The organism is Granulicella pectinivorans (genome assembly GCF_900114625.1).
In the GTDB taxonomy this organism is placed as follows: domain Bacteria; phylum Acidobacteriota; class Terriglobia; order Terriglobales; family Acidobacteriaceae; genus Edaphobacter; species Edaphobacter pectinivorans.
On sequence record NZ_FOZL01000001.1, the window covers coordinates 2,515,554 to 2,540,171 of the forward strand.

16 protein-coding genes and 1 pseudogene are annotated in these 24,618 nt (G+C 56.5%); 5 read left to right on the forward strand and 12 right to left on the reverse strand.

Translation table 11 applies throughout. The annotated features are described in order from the left end of the window. Positions 1–7: 7 nt before the first annotated feature. The 4 genes from BM400_RS10075 to BM400_RS22520 form a co-directional block, all read right to left on the reverse strand. On the reverse strand, positions 8–1,570 hold the full coding sequence (locus BM400_RS10075) for a hypothetical protein (protein ID WP_141223867.1): 1,563 nt from the start codon (positions 1,568–1,570) through the stop codon (positions 8–10). Then, complete coding sequence (locus BM400_RS10080) at positions 1,567–3,456, reverse strand: ATP-binding protein (protein WP_089838977.1); 1,890 nt, start codon at positions 3,454–3,456, stop codon at positions 1,567–1,569. Before BM400_RS10080 ends, BM400_RS10075 begins: the two co-directional genes overlap by 4 nt. After that, positions 3,422–4,111 carry a response regulator transcription factor gene (locus tag BM400_RS10085; protein WP_089838979.1) on the reverse strand — a complete coding sequence of 230 codons (690 nt, stop codon included), beginning with the start codon at positions 4,109–4,111 and terminating at the stop codon, positions 3,422–3,424. The genes BM400_RS10080 and BM400_RS10085 overlap by 35 nt, the downstream gene beginning before the upstream one ends. A 476-nt stretch (positions 4,112–4,587) precedes the next feature. Beyond that, positions 4,588–4,800, reverse strand: a complete 213-nt coding sequence (locus BM400_RS22520) for an ArsR/SmtB family transcription factor (RefSeq protein WP_245781801.1) — start codon at positions 4,798–4,800, stop codon at positions 4,588–4,590. Positions 4,801–4,876: 76 nt separating this feature from the next. On the opposite strand from BM400_RS22520, the gene BM400_RS22280 reads away from it, so the two are divergent. From BM400_RS22280 to BM400_RS10095, 3 genes are all read left to right on the forward strand, one after another. After that, positions 4,877–5,071, forward strand: a complete 195-nt coding sequence (locus tag BM400_RS22280) for a class I SAM-dependent methyltransferase (RefSeq protein ID WP_217644097.1) — start codon at positions 4,877–4,879, stop codon at positions 5,069–5,071. Between the two features lie 63 nt (positions 5,072–5,134). Next, complete coding sequence (locus tag BM400_RS22975; protein WP_425432390.1) at positions 5,135–5,236, forward strand: hypothetical protein; 102 nt, start codon at positions 5,135–5,137, stop codon at positions 5,234–5,236. 25 nt (positions 5,237–5,261) lie between these two features. Further along, positions 5,262–5,768: a methyltransferase domain-containing protein gene (locus BM400_RS10095; RefSeq protein ID WP_425432405.1), complete on the forward strand. Its 507-nt coding sequence runs from the start codon at positions 5,262–5,264 to the stop codon at positions 5,766–5,768. Positions 5,769–6,554: 786 nt separating this feature from the next. Here the strand turns inward: BM400_RS10095 and BM400_RS22980 are convergent. Further along, positions 6,555–6,620, reverse strand: a pseudogene (locus BM400_RS22980) (hypothetical protein); the annotation flags it as partial. Positions 6,621–7,131: 511 nt separating this feature from the next. Further along, positions 7,132–7,485: a peptidase associated/transthyretin-like domain-containing protein gene (locus BM400_RS10110; RefSeq protein ID WP_175528956.1), complete on the reverse strand. Its 354-nt coding sequence runs from the start codon at positions 7,483–7,485 to the stop codon at positions 7,132–7,134. 581 nt (positions 7,486–8,066) lie between these two features. On the opposite strand from BM400_RS10110, the gene BM400_RS10115 reads away from it, so the two are divergent. Next, on the forward strand, positions 8,067–10,460 hold the full coding sequence (locus tag BM400_RS10115) for a cohesin domain-containing protein (protein ID WP_089838982.1): 2,394 nt from the start codon (positions 8,067–8,069) through the stop codon (positions 10,458–10,460). Positions 10,461–11,010: 550 nt separating this feature from the next. After that, a complete protein-coding gene (locus BM400_RS10120; protein ID WP_245781802.1) occupies positions 11,011–12,396 on the forward strand; it encodes a type II secretion system protein GspD in 1,386 nt (461 codons plus the stop codon). A gap of 764 nt (positions 12,397–13,160) precedes the next feature. On the opposite strand, the gene BM400_RS10125 is transcribed toward BM400_RS10120, so the two are convergent. The 6 genes from BM400_RS10125 to BM400_RS10150 all read right to left on the reverse strand — a co-directional run bounded on the left by BM400_RS10125 (position 13,161) and on the right by BM400_RS10150 (position 24,530). Next, positions 13,161–13,916 carry a response regulator transcription factor gene (locus BM400_RS10125; RefSeq protein ID WP_089841723.1) on the reverse strand — a complete coding sequence of 252 codons (756 nt, stop codon included), beginning with the start codon at positions 13,914–13,916 and terminating at the stop codon, positions 13,161–13,163. Between the two features lie 561 nt (positions 13,917–14,477). Continuing rightward, complete coding sequence (locus BM400_RS10130) at positions 14,478–14,723, reverse strand: hypothetical protein (protein WP_089838986.1); 246 nt, start codon at positions 14,721–14,723, stop codon at positions 14,478–14,480. 387 nt (positions 14,724–15,110) lie between these two features. Further along, entirely contained in the window at positions 15,111–16,649 is a 1,539-nt protein-coding gene (locus tag BM400_RS10135) for an efflux transporter outer membrane subunit (protein ID WP_089838988.1), read from the reverse strand. Further along, entirely contained in the window at positions 16,646–19,756 is a 3,111-nt protein-coding gene (locus BM400_RS10140) for an efflux RND transporter permease subunit (RefSeq protein ID WP_089838990.1), read from the reverse strand. Before BM400_RS10140 ends, BM400_RS10135 begins: the two co-directional genes overlap by 4 nt. Further along, a complete protein-coding gene (locus tag BM400_RS10145; protein WP_089838992.1) occupies positions 19,753–23,232 on the reverse strand; it encodes an efflux RND transporter permease subunit in 3,480 nt (1,159 codons plus the stop codon). Before BM400_RS10145 ends, BM400_RS10140 begins: the two co-directional genes overlap by 4 nt. Further along, entirely contained in the window at positions 23,229–24,530 is a 1,302-nt protein-coding gene (locus tag BM400_RS10150) for an efflux RND transporter periplasmic adaptor subunit (RefSeq protein ID WP_089838994.1), read from the reverse strand. Before BM400_RS10150 ends, BM400_RS10145 begins: the two co-directional genes overlap by 4 nt. Positions 24,531–24,618 lie beyond the last annotated feature (88 nt).

Genomic DNA, 24,618 nt, shown 5'->3' on the forward strand with positions numbered 1-24,618 from the left:
TCCAAGACTAAAACTGGTAGCCAAAAGTTAGCGTATAGATGTTGGAGATGTTGGCGCTCCCGAAGATGGGCCAGCTTTGCAGACGGCGATACTCGGGCGAGATGATGATGGAGGACCACGGACGGAATATCAGGTTTCCGACGATACTGCGGTTGCGGGCGTAGAAGAAGATAGGAACGGCACCCGAGAGAGGGACCGAGGTGCGCAGTTCGTTGCCTGATGCAGAGTCCTGGCCGATGGAAGCATTGGCATGCAGCGTGGAGGATAGCTGGTAGTGCAACTCCAGCCAGCCGCCTTCGGCATCGAGCGAACGGAGATAGGTCGCCGTGCTGTTCGGAAAGCTGTAGGTCACGACGTTGCGATACGCACCACCGCCGAGGTCGCCAAGGCCCCGGCCCCGGTAAAGCTCGCCGGAAATGCGCAGCCTTGTGCTGAGGGGAATCAGCCAGTCGGCTGTCGTCGCCCAGGTGTCGACGCGCTGGTTGCCTTTGTAGTCTTGTTTGCCATACATGCCGCCGATGCCAAGTTCAAAATGATGTTGATCCCTGCCGTAACTGTAGGCGAGGCGTGTCTCATAGGTAGGCTGGCCGGACGCTTCTCCCGCACCTGCGGTTCGCTGTGTAAGGTTGGCCGCAGCATTTAGAGTTTGCGTATCGAGCAGACCTAGCTGCAGGGTGAAAGCGCGGTCGGTATTCCGCAATCCGAATGTATGCGTCCACAGGAATTGTGGTGCCCATGTCCAAAGATTTCCCGACCAGGCCAGCGAAGGCTGGGCGATTGTGGCGAAGGACTCGGGGGAATGTGGCGAGATCAGAGGTGTGTCGTAGTTGGCCTCAAGCCTGTCATGGGCCCAGGCGGCAGTGATCGCTGCCGTACGGAGGCGGACTGTGCCCGCTGGGCCACTCGCAGCCGCACCGGTGACTCCGCCAAAAAAGTCCATGCTGACGCGAGCGCTTGTCTGCGCGCCGCCCAAGATGGGCCCGGTCCCTTCGAGGCCGAGAATCGTCTGACGCAGGCTCGCACCCGTGCTGATATTGCTTCCTGTTGCGCTTGGAAGGAGTGCGCTGCTGGGTAGGTCAGTTTGGTCGACTGTACCTTGATTGACGAAGGAGTTGAACAGCACCAATCCTGTCAGGCGCACCGGCATTCGGGATGAGCTCTCCACCTTGGTCTGTTGCTGCTGGGCCGATGCAGACTTCAGGACGTCAAGATCTTCCGAAATTTCTGAGGAGGGCTCATTTGATTCGTCAGCGGCTTTTGCCGATGGCGGCACGGGGTCTGTGCTGGGCTGGTGGTGCGTATCTTTGAGAGCCAAAACCGCGCGCAGACGATCGATCTCCGCCTGCATCTGCTGAATCTGCTGCTGGGACCGCTCTACCTCCTGCTGCGTTGCGTGCAGGGCAACAGAGAGCTTCTCCAACTGCTCAGAAATTGACGGATCCGTTGCACTCTGCATTTGTGCCGTCCCAGGAAGAGATGTCAGCAGGCATAGGAGTGAAGCGAGCAAAATTGCAAAAACATGGATCGCGGAAGACTTCCTGCAATGGCTCTTCGCCGGAATAAAGATCATGGCTTGACTCCCAAAGAGGCTTCGCCTGCGAGCACACTGGGCATGACTGGCTCAGATGGGATCAACATGAAAAACTCAGTCTGCCAGCCAGCAGCGCAGTCTTCGACCCGACGCATTCCCGCTCTTCCTCCGTGGGCATCCACAATGCGCTTTACCAGTGCCAGGCCAAGACCGATGCCGCTCTCTTTGCCTGCGCTGACGAATGGCTCAAAGAGGTGAAGCGCGATCTCCTCGCGCACACCTTCTCCATTATCGAGGATCCGGATGGCGGCGAACGTGTTTCCGTTCTGCTCGATCTCCTGCTGTATGGTGATGTTGATCGTTGGCGGTGAAGAGGATCGCCGTGCCGCCTGACACGCGTTGAGAAGCAGGTTATAGACCGCACGCTGAAGCTCCTTCCCGTCGATGTATCCTGCCAACTCCGCAAGATCGCCGACTCGGATTGCGACTCCGCGCGCGTCCGGATGCGGTTGAAGCATGGCCAGGGCGCGTCGTGCTGCGGCAGTGATTGAGTCCGGTGCAAGCTGCACCGCGATGCCTGTTCGGCTGAATGTCAGGATCGCATCCAGCAGCTCCGTCATGCCGCGGGCCGATTCTGTAATCTCGCCGAGCAGCTCTGTTCGTTCCCCACGCGGGAGGTTCTTTGTAGAGAGAAACTCCGCATTCGCGTAAATAGGCGAAAGATAGTGGCGCAGATCATGCGAGATGGAACTGGCCAGACGACCGATGGTGGCTTGTCGCTCACCCTCGATCAGCTTGACCTGGCTGGAAAGCACTTCAGCGTGCATCTTCTCAAAAGCCTCGCGGAGTTCGCGCAACTCGTGTGGGCCTGTTGCCGGCACGGTAGCGAAGGTCTCCCCGCGCGCCATCTGCCGCGTACTGCGAAGCAGGCCATCCAGCGGTCGAGTGACAGTTCCCGCAAGTGCAAGCGCCATGCCGCCACCGACCAACAGAAGCAACAAGCCGATCGCCAGGATGCCGCCGTTGAGCTGTCGCAGCAATGCCCTCTTCTCTTTGTCCGATTGCAACAGGACGAGATAGATCGGCGGCGTCGTGTCCGTTGCGCCTTGAAGTTGAATCGAAGAGGACAGATAGCTCTCATCTCCGGACTTCAAGGTATGCGGAGTATCGTTCGTCGAAAGGTTTGCCGTGATTGCCGTGGCCAGATCTCTTGCTTGTGTAGCGTCCAATGTTGAGGCAATTAACCTGTCAGACGTTGCGAAGATCACCTGCCCAGCAGGGGACCGTCCGATCATGGTGGCCAGACGATCGTTCAACTCGTACCCGGTACTGACATAACCCAAAACGCGGCGTTGCTCTCCGGTTGCGAACGAGATAGGTTCTGTAGCTACCTCAAACAGGCGCCCGGAACTGAGCATGAGCGTGGTCCGGTAGGGTGTGTCGCGGGCGCGGTCCAGGGCCGGCGCGCAGTCGTCTACCGCGAGAGAGTGGCCCTTGGAGTAGACCGCAAGGACAGTCCCGTCCGGACGCATCAGCGCAAAGATGTCGCTGCCGCTGGTTTGCCAGAACGTCTTGCCAGCGTCCACGATGGTCGCTTGGTCGTTCGTCGTCATCAAAGCCTTTAGGCTGGGCAGTTCCGACAGGAGGGCCGTCTGGCGCAACAGAAGATCTTGCCTTTGTTGTTCGACTGCCTGAAAGGTGTCGCGAGAACGAGCCATCTCCGCCAGGGAGGTGCGCCCGATTTGACGGTTGACGGTAAAGCTGGCCAGCAGCAGGAACAGAGCGGTCATCACAACCACGATGGCGAGCAGGACGAAGAACAGACTTTGCCGAATACCTGGTCTTCCGCGTCTCATCGCGCTCCAATCCTCAATCGCTTGCAATCTCCGCTCAGCCTTCAGGAACGAACTTATAGCCTGCACCATGAATCGTTCTCAGATAACGAGGCTCGGTCGGATTCGTTTCCAGTTTTTGTCGCAACTTCAAGACTTGATTATCCACGGTTCTTGTCGTCGGGTAGGATTCGTATCCCCAAACGTCGGCCAACAGCTGCTGGCGCGAGATGACCCGCATGGGGTTCTCTAAGAAGTATCGCAGCAGCTTGAACTCCTGCGCTGTCAGATTTACCGGCCTTCCGGATCGCAATACTTCCATCTGCTCCAGATCGACTGTGACATCTCCAAAGCCTTTGAATGCCGCTGGCCTCACCCCCATGCGGCTGCTTCGACGGATGGCTGCCTGGACCCTTGCCAGAAGCTCTCGCGGGCTGAATGGCTTGGTCATATAGTCGTCCGCGCCGATCTCCAGCAGCAGAACTTTGTCGGCCACCTCGCTCACGGCGCTCAAGATAATGACCGGCAGATTCGGATGTTGTTCTTTGAGGCTGCGGCATATGTCGCGACCTGAGATCTTCGGAAGCATCAGGTCGAGAACGACTGCTTCTACCCCAGGCGCGCTCGTCGCGTCTTTGGCACGCAGACCGTCATGCAAGACGTGGACGTCATAGTTCTCTCCTTCAAATAGACGGCGCAGCGTCTTTTGAATACGACTGTCGTCTTCAATCACCACAATGATGCCCATAGCTAGATATTATCGGACAGATTCAGATTGTATTGATATCGGTACGGCCAATGAGACCACGAAGTGCCAAGACCCTGGTTGGCCTATCTATGCCTCTAAGACCTCGCACTTGAAGCGGGAAGCCATGCGGTCAACCGTCGTTGATGTGTCTGTTTCTATAAGTTGCGGGAAAGTCAAAACCGAAAGATCCAGAGTGTTAGGAAGCGGTCAAGAAACGACAGCTTCTTGCGGGCGGCAGGGGCGCATACCCGTCCCTGGGTAGTGGCCGCTCACATCAAGCAAGCCTCGTAGGATTCGCTGACAGTGATAGGCGAGGGTGCGCCATCGAGAAGGGCATACTTTGCTGGGGAGCAACAGGCCTTTTTAAGCCGAGCGTTGTCAGCCTGCATCGTCTTTTCTTCCCGCAACCAGCCGAGTGTCTGCTTCAGGACTTGCGTCGCTCCGATGTTCGGAGGCATGACAATTCGATAGTGCACTCACTTTCCCTCTCGTCTAGCCGCAACGATACCAGCGTTGCGAAGGTAGGCCAGATGCCGGGAAATCTTCGGCTGAGGCCCACCAGGAATCACCACGAAATAGCAGACACAGATCTCCTGATCGCCCATCAGGTTGAGCAGCCGAAGCCGCGTATTGTCTCCGACGGCCTGAAAGAAGCGCTCCATATCGAACGGTGCTGTTCTCGTTGCCATCCTTTACTTATACGCATCCACGAATATATTGGCGATGCACATAGTCGCCAAAGCAAGTATGTTCACGGAGACGGTCATGGCAGAAGGGATATTGGATTCGGTTCGATTAAAGTACGGGTCGGTGGCGGAGAGCAGTCTTTCCAACGATCATGCAGGTGTGAAGGCCATTGCGGAAGTCTTAGGCTACTCGGCGGAGGAACTGACTTCGATTCCTGCTAAGGCCAACATGGGGCTGTCCTGTGGCAATTCGACTGCCACAGCTCGCATTTGAACTGGTGAGGTCGTCGTCGATCTAGGCTCTGGCGGTGGGCTCGATGTATTTCTGACGTCGAAGATGGTTGGTCCCTCCGGTCGCGCTATCGGCATCGACATGACCGCAGCAATGATTGACCGAGCGAGGAAGAAATGCTCACTCGAGCGGCTTCACCAATGTTGAGTTTTACCATTCCAAGATTGACCAGATTCCATTGCCCGACTCTTCCCTGGATTGTGTGATCTCGAACTGCATTCTGAGTCTCGCTCCCGATAAGCCCGCCGTCTTCCGAGAGATAGCCCGCGTCCTCAAACCCGGTGGTCGAGTGGCTGTCAGTGAGATCGCCCTAAAGCACGAACTGCCCGAGGCCGTGGGGAGGAGCATGGCCGCGTATGTCGGCTGTATCGCCGGCGCCATCTTGATAGAAGCCTACCGTTCCGGCCTGAGCGGGGCCAGACTCGAACACATTCAAATCGTCGAGAACGGGGCTGACTTGAACGCCTACGCCAAGTTAGAGAACCATACCGGATGCTGCTCACCCAGTATGGACCCAGGAAGTCCCTTCCGGGTCGTGTCGGAGCTTTGCTGCGTCCCAGCCACTGCGTCACTGTCTTCATTTCACGATGAACTTGCAAAGCTGCTTTCGCAGTATGACATCAACGCTGCAGCCGTCAGCGTGAGGGTCTATGCGATAAAGCCCGTGACGACAGCATGAAGGTTACGAAAAACCGATGAAAAGAGTTATCTTCGCTTGTGTTCATAACGCCGGACGCTCGCAAATGGCTAAAGCGTTTTAACGCGCTAGCCGATAGGTCAAAGGCGGAGGCTGTTTCTGCGGGTACGGAGCAGGCTTGAGTATTCATCCCGAGGTTGTCGCCGCGATGTAGGAGGTCGGCGTAGACCTCAGTCATGCCAAGCCTCAGTGGTTGACCGAGGAACTTGCCAAGGGAAGATCATTGCTCATTACGATGGGTTGCGGTGACGAGTGGCCTTACGTTCTTGGGCTTCGGCGGGCGACTGGCCATTACGCGACCCGAAGGGGCTACCCATGGACGAATTGTGGCTCATCCGCGACGAAATCAAAGGACAGATGCAAGATCTATTGCAAAACGAATCTCTCAACTTCTAAGCGCCTCGCGACTGACTTATGTAATCCGTGCAGATAAAGCGGCGTTCGGTTGAATGGTCGACTTATCGTAGCCAGTTCATGTGGTCGCATCGCGCCCTGTTGATGGTTGCGGGATTTAAGACGAGTGGTGCATCGCCTTAATGAGGAAGCTTCGGTACCGAATTCGCTCCCTCGCTCAAAATTTCGAGATATACGCGGTATCCAAAGATTCGCCCACGGCGTCGTCTGGTGATTTTAGAAAGATTTCGAGGGTCGCTAGATCCGCGAGTGCCAGATTCACAGTCGGTGCCTTTAACAAAACCCGCTGCTGACTGAAAATCGGTTCGTGCACCAAAGGGAACCCGCAGCTCCGGCTTCTGCATCGGTCTCGACTCAATGGAGATCTGTCAAAGTAGACTGCGCTCCCTCGATTCGTGAGGAGATCACTGCCTCCTTGCGAACGTACCAGCAAAGGTCTCAATGTGCCGACCTAATCGCGTGTTTATGAACTCAATTCGGTTATAAGACTTTTATATCGTTACTGAAGCAATGCGGCGTTTGCTAAATAGCAGGTCTGCTTAGTTATTGGAGCCTAATAGTTACGGAAGGGCTTAGTTGTGCGGCTAATGTCCGAAGGCTGTAGCAGCACAACCGTCTGTAACTCATCTTGGATCGTACGAGCTCTTGGAGACTTACGCCCTTCTGCGCTGTTGGAGAGAGCGTAGAAGAGTAGTCCAGCGTGCATTCAGATTGAAGAGATGCCAAGGGACGATTTCGTTTCGCTTCTGCTGCGGATACTCGCAAATTCTGGAGGCAACTCACTGATACCTTCTATGATCTGGCTTATGTTTGTTCGTCTCATGCCAGCCCACCAAGGAGCATAGATTCATATTCGGTGCATGGAAAGCTCAGGACATTCCTTCTTTCGATCGCCGCGCGTGCCAATGTCAGCAGTGCCTACTGAGTAACATTATTGTTGAACTGGCCCGGAAGATTTGGGTTCCTGTCCGTCCGGTCCTTGGACCGCAGTTGCGTTACCAGTTGCGGCAGGTCGTCTCTTCAGCTCCGGTGTGCCACGGTTGCGTTCCGCGCGCATGAGCAACGGCATCGACACTTCATTCTGAGTCATGAAAGTCGTCACAGAACGGATCGGGGATTTCAGCTCTCCTGCCTCTGCCCAGATCTCGTAGTCATGAGTTAGAGTAAGAGAGCCAAAGTGAAACGCGCCGTTGGCGTCGACGGTAGCTACGAGAGTCGACTTCCCTTGAATGTCCTTGATGTAGACCATCGCGGTGGCGACCACCTGGCCTTCTTCGTCTTTCACCCATCCGAGGATGGTTCGATGAGGTGTGAAACGAGGGCCATCGTAGGCACCACCGAAGCGCACGCTCACTACGGGCTTGAACGGCGGAGGCGGACCAGAAGGCGGGGCCGGAGGCGCTTGCGCTCCTGCGGGGAGCGCTGCCGGGAACGAGAACCAGAGCGTCCCTAAGAAGGCGAGAACATCCATCCATGCTCTGCGACGCGAATCTGATGAGATCATTCTTTGGTCTCCTAGGCCCTGCGACATACACACTTGCCTGGCCGCATCTCCAGTAGAGATCAAAGAATGGCGCTCTGACGTCACGATTGGTAACGGCTTGTCACGTCGTAGAGTGACAAGGGTGATTGAGTCCCGCTGCGGGGATGAGTTTGAGCGAGGCTGGAGGCAGTGCACTGTTCCGCTTCACGGTGACGCCCCACGCAAAGCAGTTCTCGTCTTTTCTTTTGTCAGGGGCCTTCCAATTAGGGAATGTCACATAGTTCAGTGACAATTCGTTACCTGCCGCGACGTTGCCGGGGCGCTTGGGAAACGTCTATTGCATCGGGAGCGAACATATTCTTACTTTCAATATCCGACGCGCAATGGCTTCCTTCAAAAGTACCATCCTCCTTTCTTTGCTCTGTGGAACTCTAACCTTCGTTGTTCCTTCGCTGTCCCATGCTCAAAATGCAGCGAAATGGGACAAGCGCGGACGCGAGGCTGAGTCGCATGCCGACTTCGACGCGGCGTTTGAAGCCTATCGTCAAGCGCATCTTCTGAAACCCAAGGATCTCCGCTACCGGACCGGCTATGAACGGATGCGATTCCAGGCCGCGAATGCACATCTCGATCGAGGGAGGGTGCTGCGTCAATCCGGCGACTTCAGCGGCGCGATGACTGAGTTCGCGCGCGCACTGCAGATCGACCGAGGAAATCAATCGGCGGCACAGGAACTTCTTACAGCGCAAAAAAGTCGGGACGCCGCGCACGGGAACACGAGTACGGAGGCTGAGACCGATGGGCGTCGTGCGACGAGCACCCAAGCGGGGCCCGATACTGCTCGTCAAAAGCGTGTGCGACGCGATATCGACTCGTTGGATAGTCCGGTTGAACTCAAGCCGATGTCGAACGATTCAATCACGATGCATGCCGTCGAGGACAGTAAGTTTCTCTATCAGGCGATTGGCAAGATCGCGGGCCTCAACGTACTCTTCGATGCGGATTATGTCTCGAAACGAATCCCCCTGGACCTCACCGACGTGTCGGTGCCGAATGCGCTTCGCATTCTTGGAAAGATTTCCGGGACCTTCTGGTCGCCGCTGACCGAGAACACCATCTTCGTTGCCCAGAACAATCGGCAGAAGCACACCGATAACGACGATCTTGCCATCGAGACCTTCTATTTGACCAATGTCTCGCAACTGAACGACGCCAATGAGGTGATGACGGCTTTGAGAAACCTGCTGGATCCGAGTACGAAAGTCTTTCTGTTGGCATCGCAAAATGCAATCGTTCTGCGCGCCACCCCCGGCGAGCTCCTACTCGTCGAGAAACTCATGGACGATCTGGACCGCACTCGCGCGGAAGTAGTGGTGGATGTGGCGGTGTTAGAGGTGAGCCGCGATCTTGAGCGGAACCTCGGTATCACGCTGCCCACAAGCTTTAGCGTCACGGCTCAGGCGAGCAATGCAAATGCGTCGAGCTCTTCAAGTTCCTCCTCCAGCAGTTCCAGCTCTACCTCCGGCATTACGTTAAACACGCTTGCCAATGTGAACGCGACCAACTTCGCCGTCACCATGAGCAGTGCCTCGGTCAATGCCTTGCTTTCGGACTCAGATACGCGCGTCCTTCAGAATCCGCGTGTACGCGCGAGCGACGGCCAGATGGCAACTTTGAAGATCGGCTCTAAGATTCCGGTCGCCACTGGATCGACCACGTCGACGCTCACCTCCACCGCAACCTCGACGACACAATTCACCTATGTCGATGTGGGTGTGAACATCGAGATGACGCCGACTGTACATCTGGACCGCCAGGTCTCGCTCAAGATGAAGATTGAAGTGTCGTCTCAGACGGGGACAAGCACCATCAGTGGCGTGTCCGAACCCATCATCTCGCAGCGTGTGGTGCAACAGGTGATCCAGCTCAAGGATGGAGAGCCGTCTCTTTTGGCGGGCCTGGTGCAGCAGAGCGATACGAAGAGTGTGAGCGGAACCCCGGGACTCGGAGAGATCCCCTTCCTTAAATACTTCTTCAGCAGCCAAGACAAGGTACAGCAGAAGGATGAGATCGTCTTTCTCCTGATCCCTCATATCGTTCGGGAATCGCTGCTGTCCGATGAAAACACACGGATCATCGATAGCGGTACGAGCCAAGGCATCGAACTGCGGCGGCGCAATATGAATGACGGGTTTGCCAGCAAGGATGGCCTCGCCGATGGCAAGGCGACGGTCCTGAACATCACCAGCCAATCCACATCGGCTGCAAACGCCGCGTCCGCGATGATCGGCCAGCTTGCGGCCCAAGCGCGTCCGCTCGCTGCGACCGCAGACGATCATGTTGCCGCACCAAAAACATCCATGGATCCCGTCACGTTCAGTCTATTGCCAACCGCTGGAGATCAAACGTTGGGATCCACATTCCAGGTGGTGGTTATGGCCAGCCACGCGGTGGACTTGTTCAGCGCACCCTTCCAACTGAAGTTCGATTCGAGGGTCTTGTCGCTGGTGGGCGTGGATAGCGGAGAGCTCTTTGGCCGCGATGGCCAACCCGCGGCGCTGATGCAGCGTGACAGCGGCGATGGTGGGATCTCCATCTCGGCGGCACGTCCACCGAATGCTCACGGCGTGACGGGGGATGGAAGTCTGGTAATTCTTACGTTCAAAGCCATAGGCCGCGGAGATTCGACCTTGTTCCTGACCGACCTGAATGCCACCGACAGTAAGCATGTCAGCCTGCCCGCGGCCGGCACCCAAGCGGTGGTGCATGTTCAGTAGATTGGCGGCGACGGTATTCGTCCTACTCGTCCCGCTTGCCTCTCTCGTCCAAAGTCCAGGCGGAATAGCAGAGAGCCATGCCGCATCGGCGAGCGGAGCGGGCCAACGGGCAGCGCAGGCTTCATCCGTGGCGGTGGTAGCGAAGCCAAAGAAGACGGCGTCTCGCTTGTCTCGCAAACAGTCGCGCGAGGCCGATGATGCATATCTCGAAGGCGCACGCTTCTTCGCTCGGAAAGAATTCGAGAAGGCGCAACAGCGTTTCGAGCGAGCCGTTTACCTCGATCCCGGCAACAAGACCTATGTCCTCGCGCTACTTTATGCGCACGAAATCGATGTCAACCGTTTGGTGCAAGGGGCGTTCAAGGCTCGTCTGCGAGGCGATTCTGCCGGCGCGGAGAGAATGCTCGCGGCGGCCAGACGTCTCGATCCAACCAACCCTCTGGTCGTCCAATCCTTCCAGGAAAGCGACGTTCCGCAGATCGCATCAGCCCAGAAGCAACTCCTCTCCGATGGGTTCGACGGCCCCATTGTGCTTACGCCCTTCGCCGGGGTGAGGAGCTTTCATCTTCGTGGTGAGAAGAAGCAAGTCGTCAGCGAGATCTACCGCTCGTTCGGCATCGTAAGCCTGTTCGATCCGTCGGTTGCGAGCGACACGCTGCTGCGCATCGATCTGGACGATGTGGACTTTGTTGAATCCGTTCGCGTTCTCAAGAAGACAGCTCACCTCTTCGCTGTCCCTGTCGACCCGACGCATGCACTGATTGCGGCAGATATCAAGGAATTGCGTGAGGCTCTGACCCCGTGGGTTGAAGAGACCATCTACCTCTCCGGACAAAAACAACAACAGATGATGGACTTGGCGAACATGGCGCGTACGCTCTTCGATCTGACCCAGCTCGGGGTGAACACGGATAACGGTGCGATTGTAGTGCGCGGACCGCGGGATGAGGTACAACGAGCACACGATCTCTTCAGTGAGTTGACGGAAAAACCGTCGGATGTGCTGCTGGATATCAACATCTATGAGGTCGACAAGTCCACGACGCGCAAGATCGGGTTTGCACCGCCGACCACCGCGACGGCCACGGATATTTCGAGTACGGCACAGAAACTCATCTCGGACAATCAAACCCTTCTCAACGAATCGATCTCGAGCGGAGCTTTGACTCTCTCCGGCTCAGCGTATCAGCAAGAGTTGCAAGAGGTTTCTTTTCTGGTTGCGGCAGGCGTTTCAGGGAGCAGCTCGTTGACGAGTATCCTGGGCACTGTGGGAAGCCTTGATGGTGTTCCTCTGCTCGGCATCTCGATGGGGTCGACGAGTCTAAACCTGCTTCTGGATTCGACTGATGCGCGCATGTTGAATGCTCTTCAAGTGCGTTCGAGCGATCGACAGGAAGCCACGCTCCGTATTGGGTCCCGCTATCCCATCCTGACAGCGTTAACCTCTTCCACTTCGAGCAGCTCGATAGCTACGGAGCTTGCAGCTGCCGGTGTGAGCAGCGCCGTCATTGCGCAGCTCACCGGTTCGAGTGCCAGCAGCACCACCACTATTCCTCAGATTGAGTTCGAAGATATCGGTCTTACGCTGAAGGTTACACCGCGCGTGTTGCGGAGTGGAGAGGTGCATCTCGATCTGGATTTGAAACTTGAATCTTTGGGAGGGAGCGGAATTGAAAACATACCGATTCTCAATAACCGCGCGTTGAAGTCTGCGGTGACCATCGAGCCCGGACAATCGACGATGCTTGCCGCACTGGTCAGCACCAATGAGGTCAATGCTCTGAGCGGTGTCCCTAGCCTGGATGAACTCCCGGGCTTTCAGAGTACCGAAAAGAATACAGATGGAACGAAGAATCAGATTCTGATTTCGGTGACACCACACATTGTGAGCGGCGCAACGATGCGTGGCACTATGTACCGAGTGGTTGGCCGCTGAGATACATGCATCAGTGCTGCCGTTCACTATGCGAGAGCGCTACTTCCCAAGGCTTCTTATCCGTTACAGCGAGGGCAATTTTGTACGTGGCCCAATAGCCTGGCGAAAGCGGGAGCCACCTTCTCTTTCTTGAGCTTCGCGACTCCGCGTTTTTTTGCTGCCTTGTCTGCTATCGATGTCTGTCTCCGTGGAACCGCTGCGGTTCGTGCATAGAGAGCGGTACGCAACTCTTCAGTCATTAGCTGGTATTTCCTGCAAACGGCCACATTCTGAAGTCTCCTAAATTCGCGAATATCGTCTGGAGTGCTTTGTCCAATCAGCAAACGCGGCGGGAGCAGGCTCTATCTCACACCGCCAAAAGATGAATCCGGTAGTAGCGTGTTCCGCATGCGACACACCGACACGGCCGGATGGCGATCAGCCTGAGAAGGAAATCGATATGCCGGCGCCGAGAGGGTCTAGCATCGGAGCTGAAAATAAAAAGTCGGACATTGAAGCTGGGAGAGCCACATCGTTTTTCCTTCCACGACGGATTCCATTGGGTGAAACGGTATGCCATGAGCGGCGGTCGCCGATCGGTCCATCGCGTGGGCAGGTCTCCCAACGGTTCTCTTCTTTCGTGAGATGGTATCGGACAATCGCTTTCAACACCGGATAAACTTCAGCCTGGCCTCATGCTAGTGCCGCAATGAGCTGCCGACTGTCGCGGAAGCTTGTGAAGATGTAGCGATTGGTCATCAGCTCTCCATGCTCAGCCTTCGCGATCAAATGTCGATGGATTTCTCGGGATGCAGAGCAAGCATGTAGCCGCCGCTGCGTACCGTCCGGATGCCTCCTCTGAACTTCGAAAGGCCCTTCAGCTTTCTTCGCAAACGGAGGATATGCATGTCAAGGCTTCTATCGAGGGGCTCGTAGGCGCGAAGGAGCACGGTGCGGACCAAGAGCTCACGGCTGCACACTTCGTATGGTCTCTGCAGGAGAAAGCGGAGAAGTTGAAACTCCGTCGCACTCAATGCGAGTTTCGTCGTTCCGTAGAAGACTTCGCGTGTTTCCGTGTAAATCAGGAACGTGTCGATCACGATGGGAGGGAGACGGAACTCCAGTCGAGAGCGCGACACGCTGCGACGCGCCACGGCTTCCATCCGTGCGAGCAATTCGCGAAGGCTGAATGGCTTTGCGAGGTAGTCGTCGGCTCCAAGTTCCAAGCCCACGATACGATCCGTCTCTTCCCCGTGCGCGCTGATGACGATGACCGGGGTATCGACGAAACGGTGCATCTCTCGCATCAGGTCGAACCCACTGTAGTCTGGCAGGCCGATGTCCAGCAAGATCATGGCGAGACAGCTGCGCCGGAAGGTCTCCAATGCCTGTTGGCCGGTGTGCACGACATGGACGATCCATCCGTGCTTTGCGAGAAAGCTCGTCATCATCTGGCACAAAGCTACGTCATCCTCCACGATGAGGATTTCGCGGGAATGGATGTAGTGATCCGATAGGTCGTGATTGTGGTTCTCCTGCACCGTTTCGATGAATCCGTCCTTTCCGCGACGACGCCTTGCCGTGACCAATCTTACTGGAGGTGAATCCCCGTTACGGAACCCTACTCAATGGTTCCCGCCTATCAGGAGCGAAGGTCTATTCTGGGTAATCATGGGAAGAGATACATCTGATCCGTTTCATTCGTTCGACAACGTCTGGAGGCGTTGCGAACAGCTCAAACGTGTTGAGCGTTGCCGACTCGGGGGCGACGGATACAACTCCCTCGTCAGTCCCTGTCAGTACGGCAAGCTTTGGCTTTCGCAAGGTCACTCTCCGCGACTTTCACTCGTTCACTGTTGCGGGCGGCCTGCCGCGCCACGCTGCTGAGCTTGGCCTGGCTTTAAGCTGTCTCTGCAGCCACCATTGGCGCGATCGACACCAGTGCTGAACAAATGGATCGAAGAAGCCGTTTTCCCGTACATCCGAATTTGATTGTGATTGAAGACTCCATTGCTTAGCAGACGCGTAATCCTCTTGAGCGGTGCATGTCAATCTGTAACGATTGGTCACGCCATCACCGATGGAGAGCCATTCTGAGGGGCTCAGTCAAAGTGGCGCATGGCAAACCAACTCACCCCGACCTCCGACGTCCCTGCAATCAATCCGTTCTTCATGCTGCCGTGGAAGGTGATGGAGGGACCATGGAGCGGTTGCGTCTCGAAGAAGAGATCGGTCCCATCGAAGGTGCCTTTCATGGACTTTGCGCTCCCGAACGCACCTTCGATGTCGTGACCGCCCTTTGCGCGGATGATGATGATCACATTGAAACCAGTTTGATCGATGCTCATCGTTGCGTGCTGGATTCGTTCTCGATCCCGGCGCCAGCTTATGTCCCAGAGACCGTTGAGGTCGGCCGCAGAGGCTGCTGAGCGATCCGCTTGTCCAAGGGAGATGGGCGATGGAGACCGCATGGTGCCATCCACCGGTTGAGGCCCAGCGCAGGCAATGCCCGACCAGGCGGACAGGAGGAGGCTGAGAGCGGATACCGTGATATATCGGGAGAACACGTCGTGAATGTCCTAAGGGAAGAGAGGCGGGACGAACTGCCTCACCGCCTCGGATGAGATGGATGAAGTGTAGGGAATCAAGATTCGAATGTTACCGACGCTTGACGCGAGACAAGGGCGCTTTTGGATAACTTGAAATTGTTTCGTTGAAACACCATTTTCCCGTTACTAAGGCTTTCGGTTCACCTCTTTTTCTGATGGCAGATCGCTGCTGCTCCAGCCGCCACCCAGGGCCGCTATCAGTTGGACGGCTGAGGTCATGCGGCTTGTGCGGAGACTGACCTCTGTCTCCTGGCTGCTGAAGACGCTATTTTGCGCGGTGAGCACATTCAGATATGTATCCACTCCGGTCTTATAGCGGGTCAAAGCGAGTTGCTGATATCGCTGGGCGGACGCGATTGCAGACTGCTGGCGTTGTTGCTGTTCAGCCAGTTGCCGGCTTGCGACCAGATAGTCCTCGACCTCCTTGAAGGCGTTCAAGACCGTCTGACGGTATGCCGCGACATCGCTGTTGTATAGTGCCTTGTACTGCTGGACAGTGGCCCGCCTTGCTCCGCCGTCAAAGATCGTCTCCGTTGCGCTGGAACCGAGCGACCAGAATCCTGCGGAGAGATTGAAGAGCTTAGAGATGCTCGAACTCTGAGTCCCGGCACTCGCTGACAGCGAGATGTCAGGGTAATAGGCAGCTTGACCGATGCCGATCAGAGCATTTGCCTCCGCCATGGTTCGCTCGGCGGCTGCGATATCGGGACGCCGTTCTAGAAGTTGCGATGGAACCCCCACAGGAATGTATGGAGGACTGGCGATAAGGGGACGTGCGGAGAGATAAAAGTTACCGGTAGCCTGGCCAACGAGCAAAGCGATCGCGTGTTCATATTGACCCCGGGTCGTCGCTACCGAAGCCGCATTCGCTTCGGCTGTCCGGAGGTTGGTCTCAGCCTGTGCGACGTCCTGGTCGGAGTCGAGGCCGGTGCGGTATCGCGTTTGTGTGAGCCGTAGCGTATCGCGATACGTTTCAACGGTCTTGTTGTAAAGTTCCTGCAGGGAGTCTTGGCCGCGCAGTTCGAAGTAGTACTGGGCCAGGCTCGTCTGTTCGCTGAGCGTTTCATTGGCAAGATTGGCGGCACTTACTTGAGCAGCATTGGCGTCCTCGCGGATAGTGTTGCGAACCATCCCGAAGAGATCAGGCTCCCAGGAGGCGCTGAATGGAAGCGAGTAGCTTTGACTGGTCGTATTCGCAACCGTGGTGCCAGTGGTGCTTGTGCCCGTCGTGGAGGTTGTCGTCGTTGCAGCGCTCTGGCTTCCTCTCCCTTGAACACTTTGACTAGGGGCAAACGAGATCGACGGATAAAGAGAGGCATGGGCGTTGCGGACTACGGCCCGTGCGGCCATGTAGTTTTCGAAGTATTGCTTGATGTTCTGGTTGTTGATGTTGAGTTGTTCCTCAAGACCGTTGAGCTCGTCGTTTTGAAAGACCTGCCACCACTTGCCGCGAAGCATGGCGTCTTCCGGACGAGCCTGACGCCAGCCGTTTTCGCCGGCCTGTTCGCTGCCCACCTGATTTTCCTTGTATGCTGCTGGCGGGACCGCGGGGAGATTCGCGCGCACATATTTCGGACCGACACGGCAGCCTGTCAGCAAGAAGAGGGACAGAGTCAGCCCTGCACCCGCCGCGATGACGGATGGTGTCACACGAGAGGAATTCATACTGCCTCCTGAGCTGGGATGGTTTGTTGATGGTTCGACCTGCCGCGCCCGAAGCGGTGCCGCAGGTGGTCCAGCATCAGATATACGACCGGTGTGGTGTAGAGCGTGAGGATCTGGCTGACAAGAAGACCGCCCAGGATCGTCAGGCCCAGTGGCCGCCGAAATTCCGATCCGATTCCAGACCCGAAGGCCAAGGGAACTGCGCCGAAGAATGCGGCGGCTGTGGTCATCAGGATAGGACGGAAGCGCAGTACGCAGGCTTGAAAGATGGCGTCTTCCGTGGAGAGGCCTTGCTCGCGCTCGAGTTGCAGGGCGAAATCGATCATCATGATGGCATTCTTCTTCACGATGCCGATGAGGAGAATAATCCCGATGAGCGAGATGACGTCCAACTCGGCATGGAACAGGACCAGCGTGATGACCGCACCAAGCGATGCAGAGGGTAGGGTCGTGAGGATCGTGATGGGATGAATGAAGCTCTCATAGAGAATGCCGAGCACGATGTAAATCGCAAGGATGGCAGTAGCAATGAGAATCGGCTCTGAGTCGAGCGAAGCCTGGTAGAGCTTGGCTGTGCCCGAAAACGCTCCATGCACGCTCTTTGGGATGTGCAACCGGTCTTCGAGCCTATGAACCTCGCTGGTAGCTCGTTCGAGGGAGGATCCCGACGAGAGGTTGAAGGAGATCGTCGAAGACGGGTACAGACCGGAATGGTTTACGGAGAGCGGTGCGGTAAGGGTTTTGTAAGTGCTGATCGCACCTAAAGGCACTGAGCCGCTGGAGGTCTGGATGTAGGTGTTGCGGAGTGTCTCGGGTTCCTGTGTGAACTGGGACTGGGCCTCCAGGATGACATGATATTGATTCAACGGCTTGTAGATGGTCGATGTCTGCGCCTGCGAAAAGGAGTAGTTCAGAACGTCGTTGATGTTGGACGGCATGAGGCCGAGACGAGCCGCCGTGAGACGGTCATACGTGAGATATGACTCCAGGCCTCCACTTTGCAGGTCGGAGTTTACGTCGGTGACCACAGACAGCTTCTTCATTTCGCGGGTAAGGAGCGGGACATACTGCTTCAAGTCGCTCGTAGAATCGGCCTGGAGCGTGTATTGATATTGCGCGTTAGACTGTCGAGCACCGAGATTGATCTCCTGAGCGGCCATCAGAAACGTCTGTGCTTCCTTGACTGCCATGAGATTCGGCCGCAGGCGATTCAACACCTCCGTTGCACTGAGCTTGCGCTGGTCCAACGGCTTCAGCACGACGAACATGAAGGCGTTGTTCGACGTTCCGCTGATGCCGCCACCGGTAAAGCCGATCACATTCTGGACTGCGGGATCGGCCCGCACGATCTCCACCGCCTTCTTTGTAGCGTCATCCATTCTGGTGAATGATGTGTCCTGAGGGCCCATGACGGCGCCCATCAAAAGGCCTGTGTCCTGCTGTGGGAATAGACCTTTGGAGACACGAAAGAGATATACGACGTTGAGGCCCGCCGTGAAGACAAAGACGAGGAGAATCAGGACAGCGTGATCCCGAATCGCCCATCGTAGACTGCGTTCGTAAACGTGGCGCAGCCAGTCGAAGCAGGCTTCTACCATGCGATATACGCGCCCGTGCTCGGACTCCTCACGGCGCTTCAAGAGCAGGGAACAGAGCATCGGGGTGGTGGTGAGCGATAGGATCATCGAGATAAAGATCGCAATCGATAGCGTCACGGCGAATTCGCGGAAGAGCCGTCCGATGATTCCGCCCATCAACAGAATGGGAATGAAGACGGCGAGGAGTGAGGCCGTGATCGAGACCACGGTGAAGCCAATCTCCTGTGCCCCTTTGTAAGCGGCTTCGCGCGGGGTCATGCCTTGCTCGAGGTAACGCGTAATGTTTTCCATCACGACGATGGCATCGTCGATCACGAAGCCGGTGGAGATGGTAAGGGCCATAAGGCTTAGGTTGTCCAGGGAATAGTTCAAGAGATACATCGCCCCAAAGGTGCCAATCAGGGAGATCGGTACCGCGATGCCTGGGATAATGGTGGTTCGCCAATCGCGCAGAAAGACGAAAACAACGAGGATGACCAGCACGATCGAGAGGAGGAGCGTCCACTCCGTATCACGCAATGAGGCGCGGATCGTAGTGGTGGCGTCCATGATCTTTGTGATGTTTTGGCCGGCAGGGATGGCAGAGCGCAACGCGGGGAGCTGCGCCATGATCCGATCGACCGTTTCGATGATGTTGACACCGGGTTGTTTAAAGATGATCAGGTCGACTGAACGTCGTCCATTCACATAGCCGCTGGAACGCAGGTTCTCGGTGGAATCGACGACATCAGCGATGTCTTCGAGGCGAACGGCCGCTCCATTCTTTGTGCTGACGACGAGCTTCCGATAGCCTTCCGCCTTTGAAAGTTGATCGTTGACGCTGATGTAGCTCGTTGTCTGGCTGTCAGACACCGAACCTGTGGGCGTATGGGCGTTCTGGTTCTTGAGGAAAGTGGCAATGTCCGGCAGGCTGAGGCCGTAGTGCTCAAGCTGCAGCGGATTGATTTCGACACGCACGGCGGGGAGTGTGGAACCGCCGATGGTGATTTGTCCTACGCCCTGAATTTGTGAAATCTTCTGTTGCAGAATCGTAGACGCTGAATCGTACAGTGAGCCGACCGGATAGGTGTCGGATTCGATGCCGAGGATGGCAATCGGTGCGTCGGCGGAGTTCACCTTGCGGTAGGTGGGATTGGAGGGTAGGTTGGTTGGAAGGTATGTCCTGGCGGCGCTGATGGCGGCCTGCACTTCGCGCGCGGCGGCGTTGACATTCTTGCTCAGATCAAACTGGAGTGATATCGAACTTGAACCAGTGGAGCTCTGCGAGGTCATTTCAGTGATGCCGGCGATGTGACCAAACTGGCGCTCCAACGGCGTAGCTACAGCGGCTGCCATTACATCCGGGCTGGCCCCGGGAAGCTGTGCGCTGACACTGATGGTGGGCGAATCTATCTGGGGCAAGGGAGAGACGGGAAGCACATTGAAGGCCAGGATGCCTGCCAATCCCAATGCGGCGGTCAGAAGAATCGTAGCGATCGGCCTGCGGATCGCGGGGGCAGATAGGTTCATGCCTCACCCCCGAGCGGAAGGTCGCGCTGGATGGACGGATGGTCGTTTTTCTTTCCCCGGAACTTTCTGCTGATGCGGTCGAACCAGAGATAGATCACTGGTGTGGTGTAGAGCGTCAGCGCCTGGCTGAGCAACAATCCGCCAACCATGGCGACGCCGAGGGGACGGCGTAATTCGGCACCGATGCCGCGACCCAGCGCGAGCGGAAGTCCAGCGAAGAGTGCAGCCAGAGTGGTCATCATGATGGGACGGAAGCGCAGGAGGCTGGCGTTGTAGATTGCTTCCTCAGGCTCCTTTCCTTCGATGCGCTCTCCGTTGAGAGCGAAGTCGACCATCATGATGCCGTTCTTCTTCACGATTCCGATCAGAAGTACAATTCCTATGATGCCCACGATGCCTAGGTCCATTCGAAACAGCAGAAGCGCAAGTAGCGCGCCGACGCCTGCTGATGGAAGGGTGGAGAGAATAGTCAGCGGATGGATGAAGCTTTCGTACAAGACACCAAGAACAATGTAGACGGTGAACAGGGCTGCCAGCACGAGGAGGCCTTCGTTGTTCAGTGAGGTTTCATAGCTGGCTGCCGTGCCCTGGAATTTGGTCTGCACGTTCGTCGGCATCTTTAGGTCTGAAGCTGTCTTCTCGACTGCGTCGACGGCCTGGCTGAGGTGCACGCCAGGGGCGAGATTGAACGAGATGGTAATTACGGGAAACTGAGATTGACGGTTGATGGTCAGTGGTGTCAAGGACTTCTTGATCGAGGTAAAGGCCGCGAGTGGAACTGGATTACGGGCGCTCGAAGAGGTGCTGGCCGCTATGCCTGTACCTCCGCTGCCACTGCTGCTGTTCTGCGCGCTCGTCGAGGAACCGCTGCTTGTGGAAGAAGAAGTGTTCAGTGAGGAGGTGCCGCTGCTGGTCGTGGATGTCTGTAATAAAGTGCTGCTCGTGTTGGATCCGGAAACTGAGCTGCTCTGCGACGAGCTACTGAGTTGGCTACTGGCGGACGTTGTCGCAAGCGTAGATGTATTGGAGGTCGTGGCGATCACGGCGCTGGTGCTACTGGCGGAGAGTTGCGAGTTGGTTGCGGAGGACGACGAAGTTCCACTTTGACCGGAGCCTTCCGATCCTCCGTTGCTGGATGAGCTGTCGGAAGAGCCTTGCATGTAGACGTCGCCGAGCTGCTCTACTCCGGTTTGGAACTTGGGATCGGCTTCGAGGATCACATGGTACTGATTGGTCTGGGAGTAGAGTGTCGCGATCTGCCTCTGCCCGAAAGCATCGTAGAGCGTGTTGTCGAGGCTCTGCGGGTTGATGCCGAGACGAGAGGCCGTGATGCGGTCCACATCCACCATGACTGCGTTGCCGTTCGGCAACTCGTCTGTGGTTACATCCTCCAATTGAGGGAGGGTGCGCAGCTTGGCGAGGAGTTTCGTGGACCATGTCTTGAGCTCAGCGCTCTCGGTGCCTTCGATCGTATACTGGTATTGTGTGCGGCTTACACGATCCTCCACTGTAAGGTCCTGTACGGGTTGCAGATAGGTCTGAATTCCGGTGAGCCGGATGAGCTTTGGCCGCAGCCGCTGGATCACCTTCGTTGCGGACACGCCGCGGGTGGATAGCGCCTTCAGATTGATTTGCATGCGCCCCGTGTTGGGTGTGGTGTTGCTGGCGTCTACACCGATGAAAGATGAGATTGACTCGACGGCCGGATCTTCGAGGATCAAGCGCGCTACAGCCTGCTCCCGTCCGCTCATGGCTTCAAAGCTGGTTGCCTCGGGTGCCTGCGTGATGGCTTGAATGATTCCTGTATCCTGCGTCGGGAAGAATCCTTTTGGGATGAAGTAGTAGAGAAGGCCGGCGAAGACGATCATGCTGAACGCTACGACCAAGACTAGAGACTGACGCCCGAGTACCCACTTCAAGGTCCGCCCGTAGAAGCCAATGACGCGTTCAAACTGTTTTTCCGACCATTTGTAGAAGCGAGTCTGCTTTTCCGGGGGCGTGTGCTTGAGTAACCGAGAGGCCATCATCGGCGTCAAGGTCAAGGAAACAATCGCGGAGATGATGATTGTGACCGCGAGAGTTACGGCGAACTCACGGAAGAGGCGTCCGGTGATGTCCCCCATGAAGAGCAGCGGGATCAGCACAGCGATCAAGGAAAGCGTGAGTGAGAGGATGGTGAATCCAATCTCCTCAGCGCCTTTGAGAGCCGCATCCAACGGATTCATTCCCTCCTCAAGATAACGGCTGATGTTCTCGATCATGACGATGGCATCATCGACAACGAAACCAGTCGAGATCGTCAACGCCATCAAGGTGAGATTGTTGAGGCTGTACCCGAGTGCATACATCGCAGCGAAGGTCCCGATGAGCGAAAGTGGAACCGCGATGGCTGGGATGATAGTGGCTCGCCAGGAGCGAAGGAACACATAGATGACAGCGATGACCAGACCGATCGTGAGCATTAGCTCGAACTCGACATCTTCGACGGAGGCTCGCACTGTAATGGTTCGATCGGTAAGAGTGTGTACTTCAATGGAGGCCGGCAGGCTCGCCTGCAGTTGCGGCAACAATGCCTTGATGGAGTCCACCACCTTGATGGTGTTAGCGTCGGATTGACGCTGGATGCTGAGGATGATCGCGGGCGTGGTGTTCATCCAGGCAGCCAACTTGCTGTTCTCGACGCCATTGGTGATCTTCGCGACCTCCGGCAGCATGACAGCCGACCCATTCCGGTAGGCCACCACAACTTGGTTGTATTGATCGGCTGAGGTCAGTTGATCGTTGGCGTCGATGGTGTACGCTTGCTGGGGTCCGTTGAGAGTGCCTTTGGCTGTGTTGACACTGGTTCCGGTGATTGCTGTCCGGACGTCCTCGAGAGTCAAACCGTAGGAGGCGAGTGCTGTGGGATTTGCCTGAATGCGGACCGCGGGTTTCTGTCCACCCTGGATCGTAACGAGACCTACGCCGGTAAGCTGCGAGATCTTCGGAGCAAGACGCGTGTCTGCCAGATCCTGCACCTCACTCAACGACATGGACTTCGACGTGAGAGCGAGTGTCAGCACAGGCGTATCGGCAGGATTCGTTTTGCTGTAGGTTGGAGGGATCGGCAGGTCGGTTGGCAGGTATGAGTTCGACGCGTTGATCGCGGCTTGGACCTCCTGTTCGGCGACGTCGATATCCTCACTCAGGTCGAACTGCAGCACGATCACCGACGCGCCTCCTGAAGATGTGGAGGTCATCTGGGAGAGGCCCTGCATCTGGCCGAACTGCTTTTCCAGTGGTCCGGTGACCGTGGAACTCATCACCTCCGGGCTGGCGCCGGGATAGAGCGTTTGCACTTGAATGGTGGGATAGTTCACTTCCGGCAAGGCGGAAATGGGGAGCTGCCGGTAGGCCACGACGCCCACCAGGAGGATTGCCACCATGAGCAGGATCGTCGCAACCGGCCGTATGATGAAGGGCCGAGAGATATTCATGATACGGGCCCCATCATGGAAGATTGACCGGAGCCAACCGTCACTTTTGTGCCATCGGTAAGGCGGTCGAAGTTGCTGGTCACAACCGTGTCGCCAGGGTTGAGACCACTCGTTGCGCTCTGACCTCCTTCGGTGTTGATGACGGTGATGTTGCGAAGCTCCACGGTAGAGTCCTGTTTCACCACGTAGACGAAGGCTTGCTGACCGTTGTACTGCACGGCTCCGGTTGGGACCAAGTTGGCATTCTGGAGGGTATCCACCTGGAGGCGGGCATTCACAAATTGATTGGGATAGAGGGATTCCGAGGCATTGTCGAACTGAGCGCGCAACCGCACGGTCCCGGTGCTCGTATCGACTTGATTGTCCAGCGTAAGGAGCTTGCCTGTGCCTATCTTATTGCTTTGCGAACGATCGTAAAGAGCGACCGTCAAGGCTTGGTGACCCGGCCGCGTCTTCTCCTGCATCGTTGAAAGATGATCTTCTGCCATAGAGAAGACAACGGTGATCGGGTTGAGCTGTGTAATCGTCGCAATGGTTGTGGAGCTTCCGGAAAAGATCGTGTTTCCGGTGTCGACAAGACGCAGTCCGATCCTGCCGCTGATTGGTGCGACGATATGACAGTAGCTGAGCTGCACTTCGTAGTACCTCACCTGGCCTTCGTCATTGGCTACCGTCCCTTCATCCTGCTTCACAGTGGCGGACTGATCGAATACGGTCTGCTCGGCGATCGCATGCTCTTGCAGTGCCTCCTGGTAACGGCGAAGGTTGACGCGGGCCTGATCGAGGAGCGCCCGGTCGCGGATAAGACTGCCTTGTGCCTGCTGCAACTGTGCCTGGGTGGGGCGTGGATCGATCTCGACCAGCATCTGTCCCTTGTGAACCATCTGTCCCTCGCGATAGTTGACCGAAAGGACTCGTCCGCTGACCTGGCTATACACATTGACCGTTGCTACTGGGGTTACAGTGCCAAGTGCATCCAGAAAGATATCCATGCTTCCGGATTGCACTTTGGAAGCCGTTACCGGCGTCCTGTTGTCGATGGCTGCCAAGACGCTGGTTGATGTCCCGGAGGTCTTCATGCCCTTTCCGCCTGCTGAAGCCGGTCCTCCGGGGCCCATACCGGGGGGCATTCCGCCCGGGGGCATCGGAGGAAGAAACAGGGGAATCATCAGGATGCCGCAGGCCAAGAGAACAAGTCCCCAGGCTAACCACCGGCGTTTTTTCGGCTTCGAATGGGCAGCGGGTTCACCGGGTGTGGCGGATGTTGGCTGTTGCATCGGCCGTTCGGAAGGGAGCATGGATACCTCTCATTCAAGAGTGATCGAAGAGGAGGAATGTGGCGGTAATGATGGGTCACGCATTGTAACGAAGTGTCACCAGACGTTT

What these genes read in the sequence shown, in the direction of transcription:
- BM400_RS10075 (WP_141223867.1), bottom strand. Translation starts at nt 1,570, where the DNA reads ATGATCTTTATTCCGGCGAAGAGCCATTGCAGGAAGTCTTCCGCGATC.
- BM400_RS10080 (WP_089838977.1), bottom strand. Translation starts at nt 3,456, where the DNA reads ATGGTGCAGGCTATAAGTTCGTTCCTGAAGGCTGAGCGGAGATTGCAA.
- BM400_RS10085 (WP_089838979.1), bottom strand. Translation starts at nt 4,111, where the DNA reads ATGGGCATCATTGTGGTGATTGAAGACGACAGTCGTATTCAAAAGACG.
- BM400_RS22520 (WP_245781801.1), bottom strand. Translation starts at nt 4,800, where the DNA reads ATGGCAACGAGAACAGCACCGTTCGATATGGAGCGCTTCTTTCAGGCC.
- BM400_RS22280 (WP_217644097.1), top strand. Translation starts at nt 4,877, where the DNA reads ATGGCAGAAGGGATATTGGATTCGGTTCGATTAAAGTACGGGTCGGTG.
- BM400_RS22975 (WP_425432390.1), top strand. Translation starts at nt 5,135, where the DNA reads ATGGTTGGTCCCTCCGGTCGCGCTATCGGCATCGACATGACCGCAGCA.
- BM400_RS10115 (WP_089838982.1), top strand. Translation starts at nt 8,067, where the DNA reads ATGGCTTCCTTCAAAAGTACCATCCTCCTTTCTTTGCTCTGTGGAACT.
- BM400_RS10130 (WP_089838986.1), bottom strand. Translation starts at nt 14,723, where the DNA reads ATGAGCATCGATCAAACTGGTTTCAATGTGATCATCATCATCCGCGCA.
- BM400_RS10135 (WP_089838988.1), bottom strand. Translation starts at nt 16,649, where the DNA reads ATGAATTCCTCTCGTGTGACACCATCCGTCATCGCGGCGGGTGCAGGG.
- BM400_RS10140 (WP_089838990.1), bottom strand. Translation starts at nt 19,756, where the DNA reads ATGAACCTATCTGCCCCCGCGATCCGCAGGCCGATCGCTACGATTCTT.
- BM400_RS10145 (WP_089838992.1), bottom strand. Translation starts at nt 23,232, where the DNA reads ATGAATATCTCTCGGCCCTTCATCATACGGCCGGTTGCGACGATCCTG.
- BM400_RS10150 (WP_089838994.1), bottom strand. Translation starts at nt 24,530, where the DNA reads ATGCTCCCTTCCGAACGGCCGATGCAACAGCCAACATCCGCCACACCC.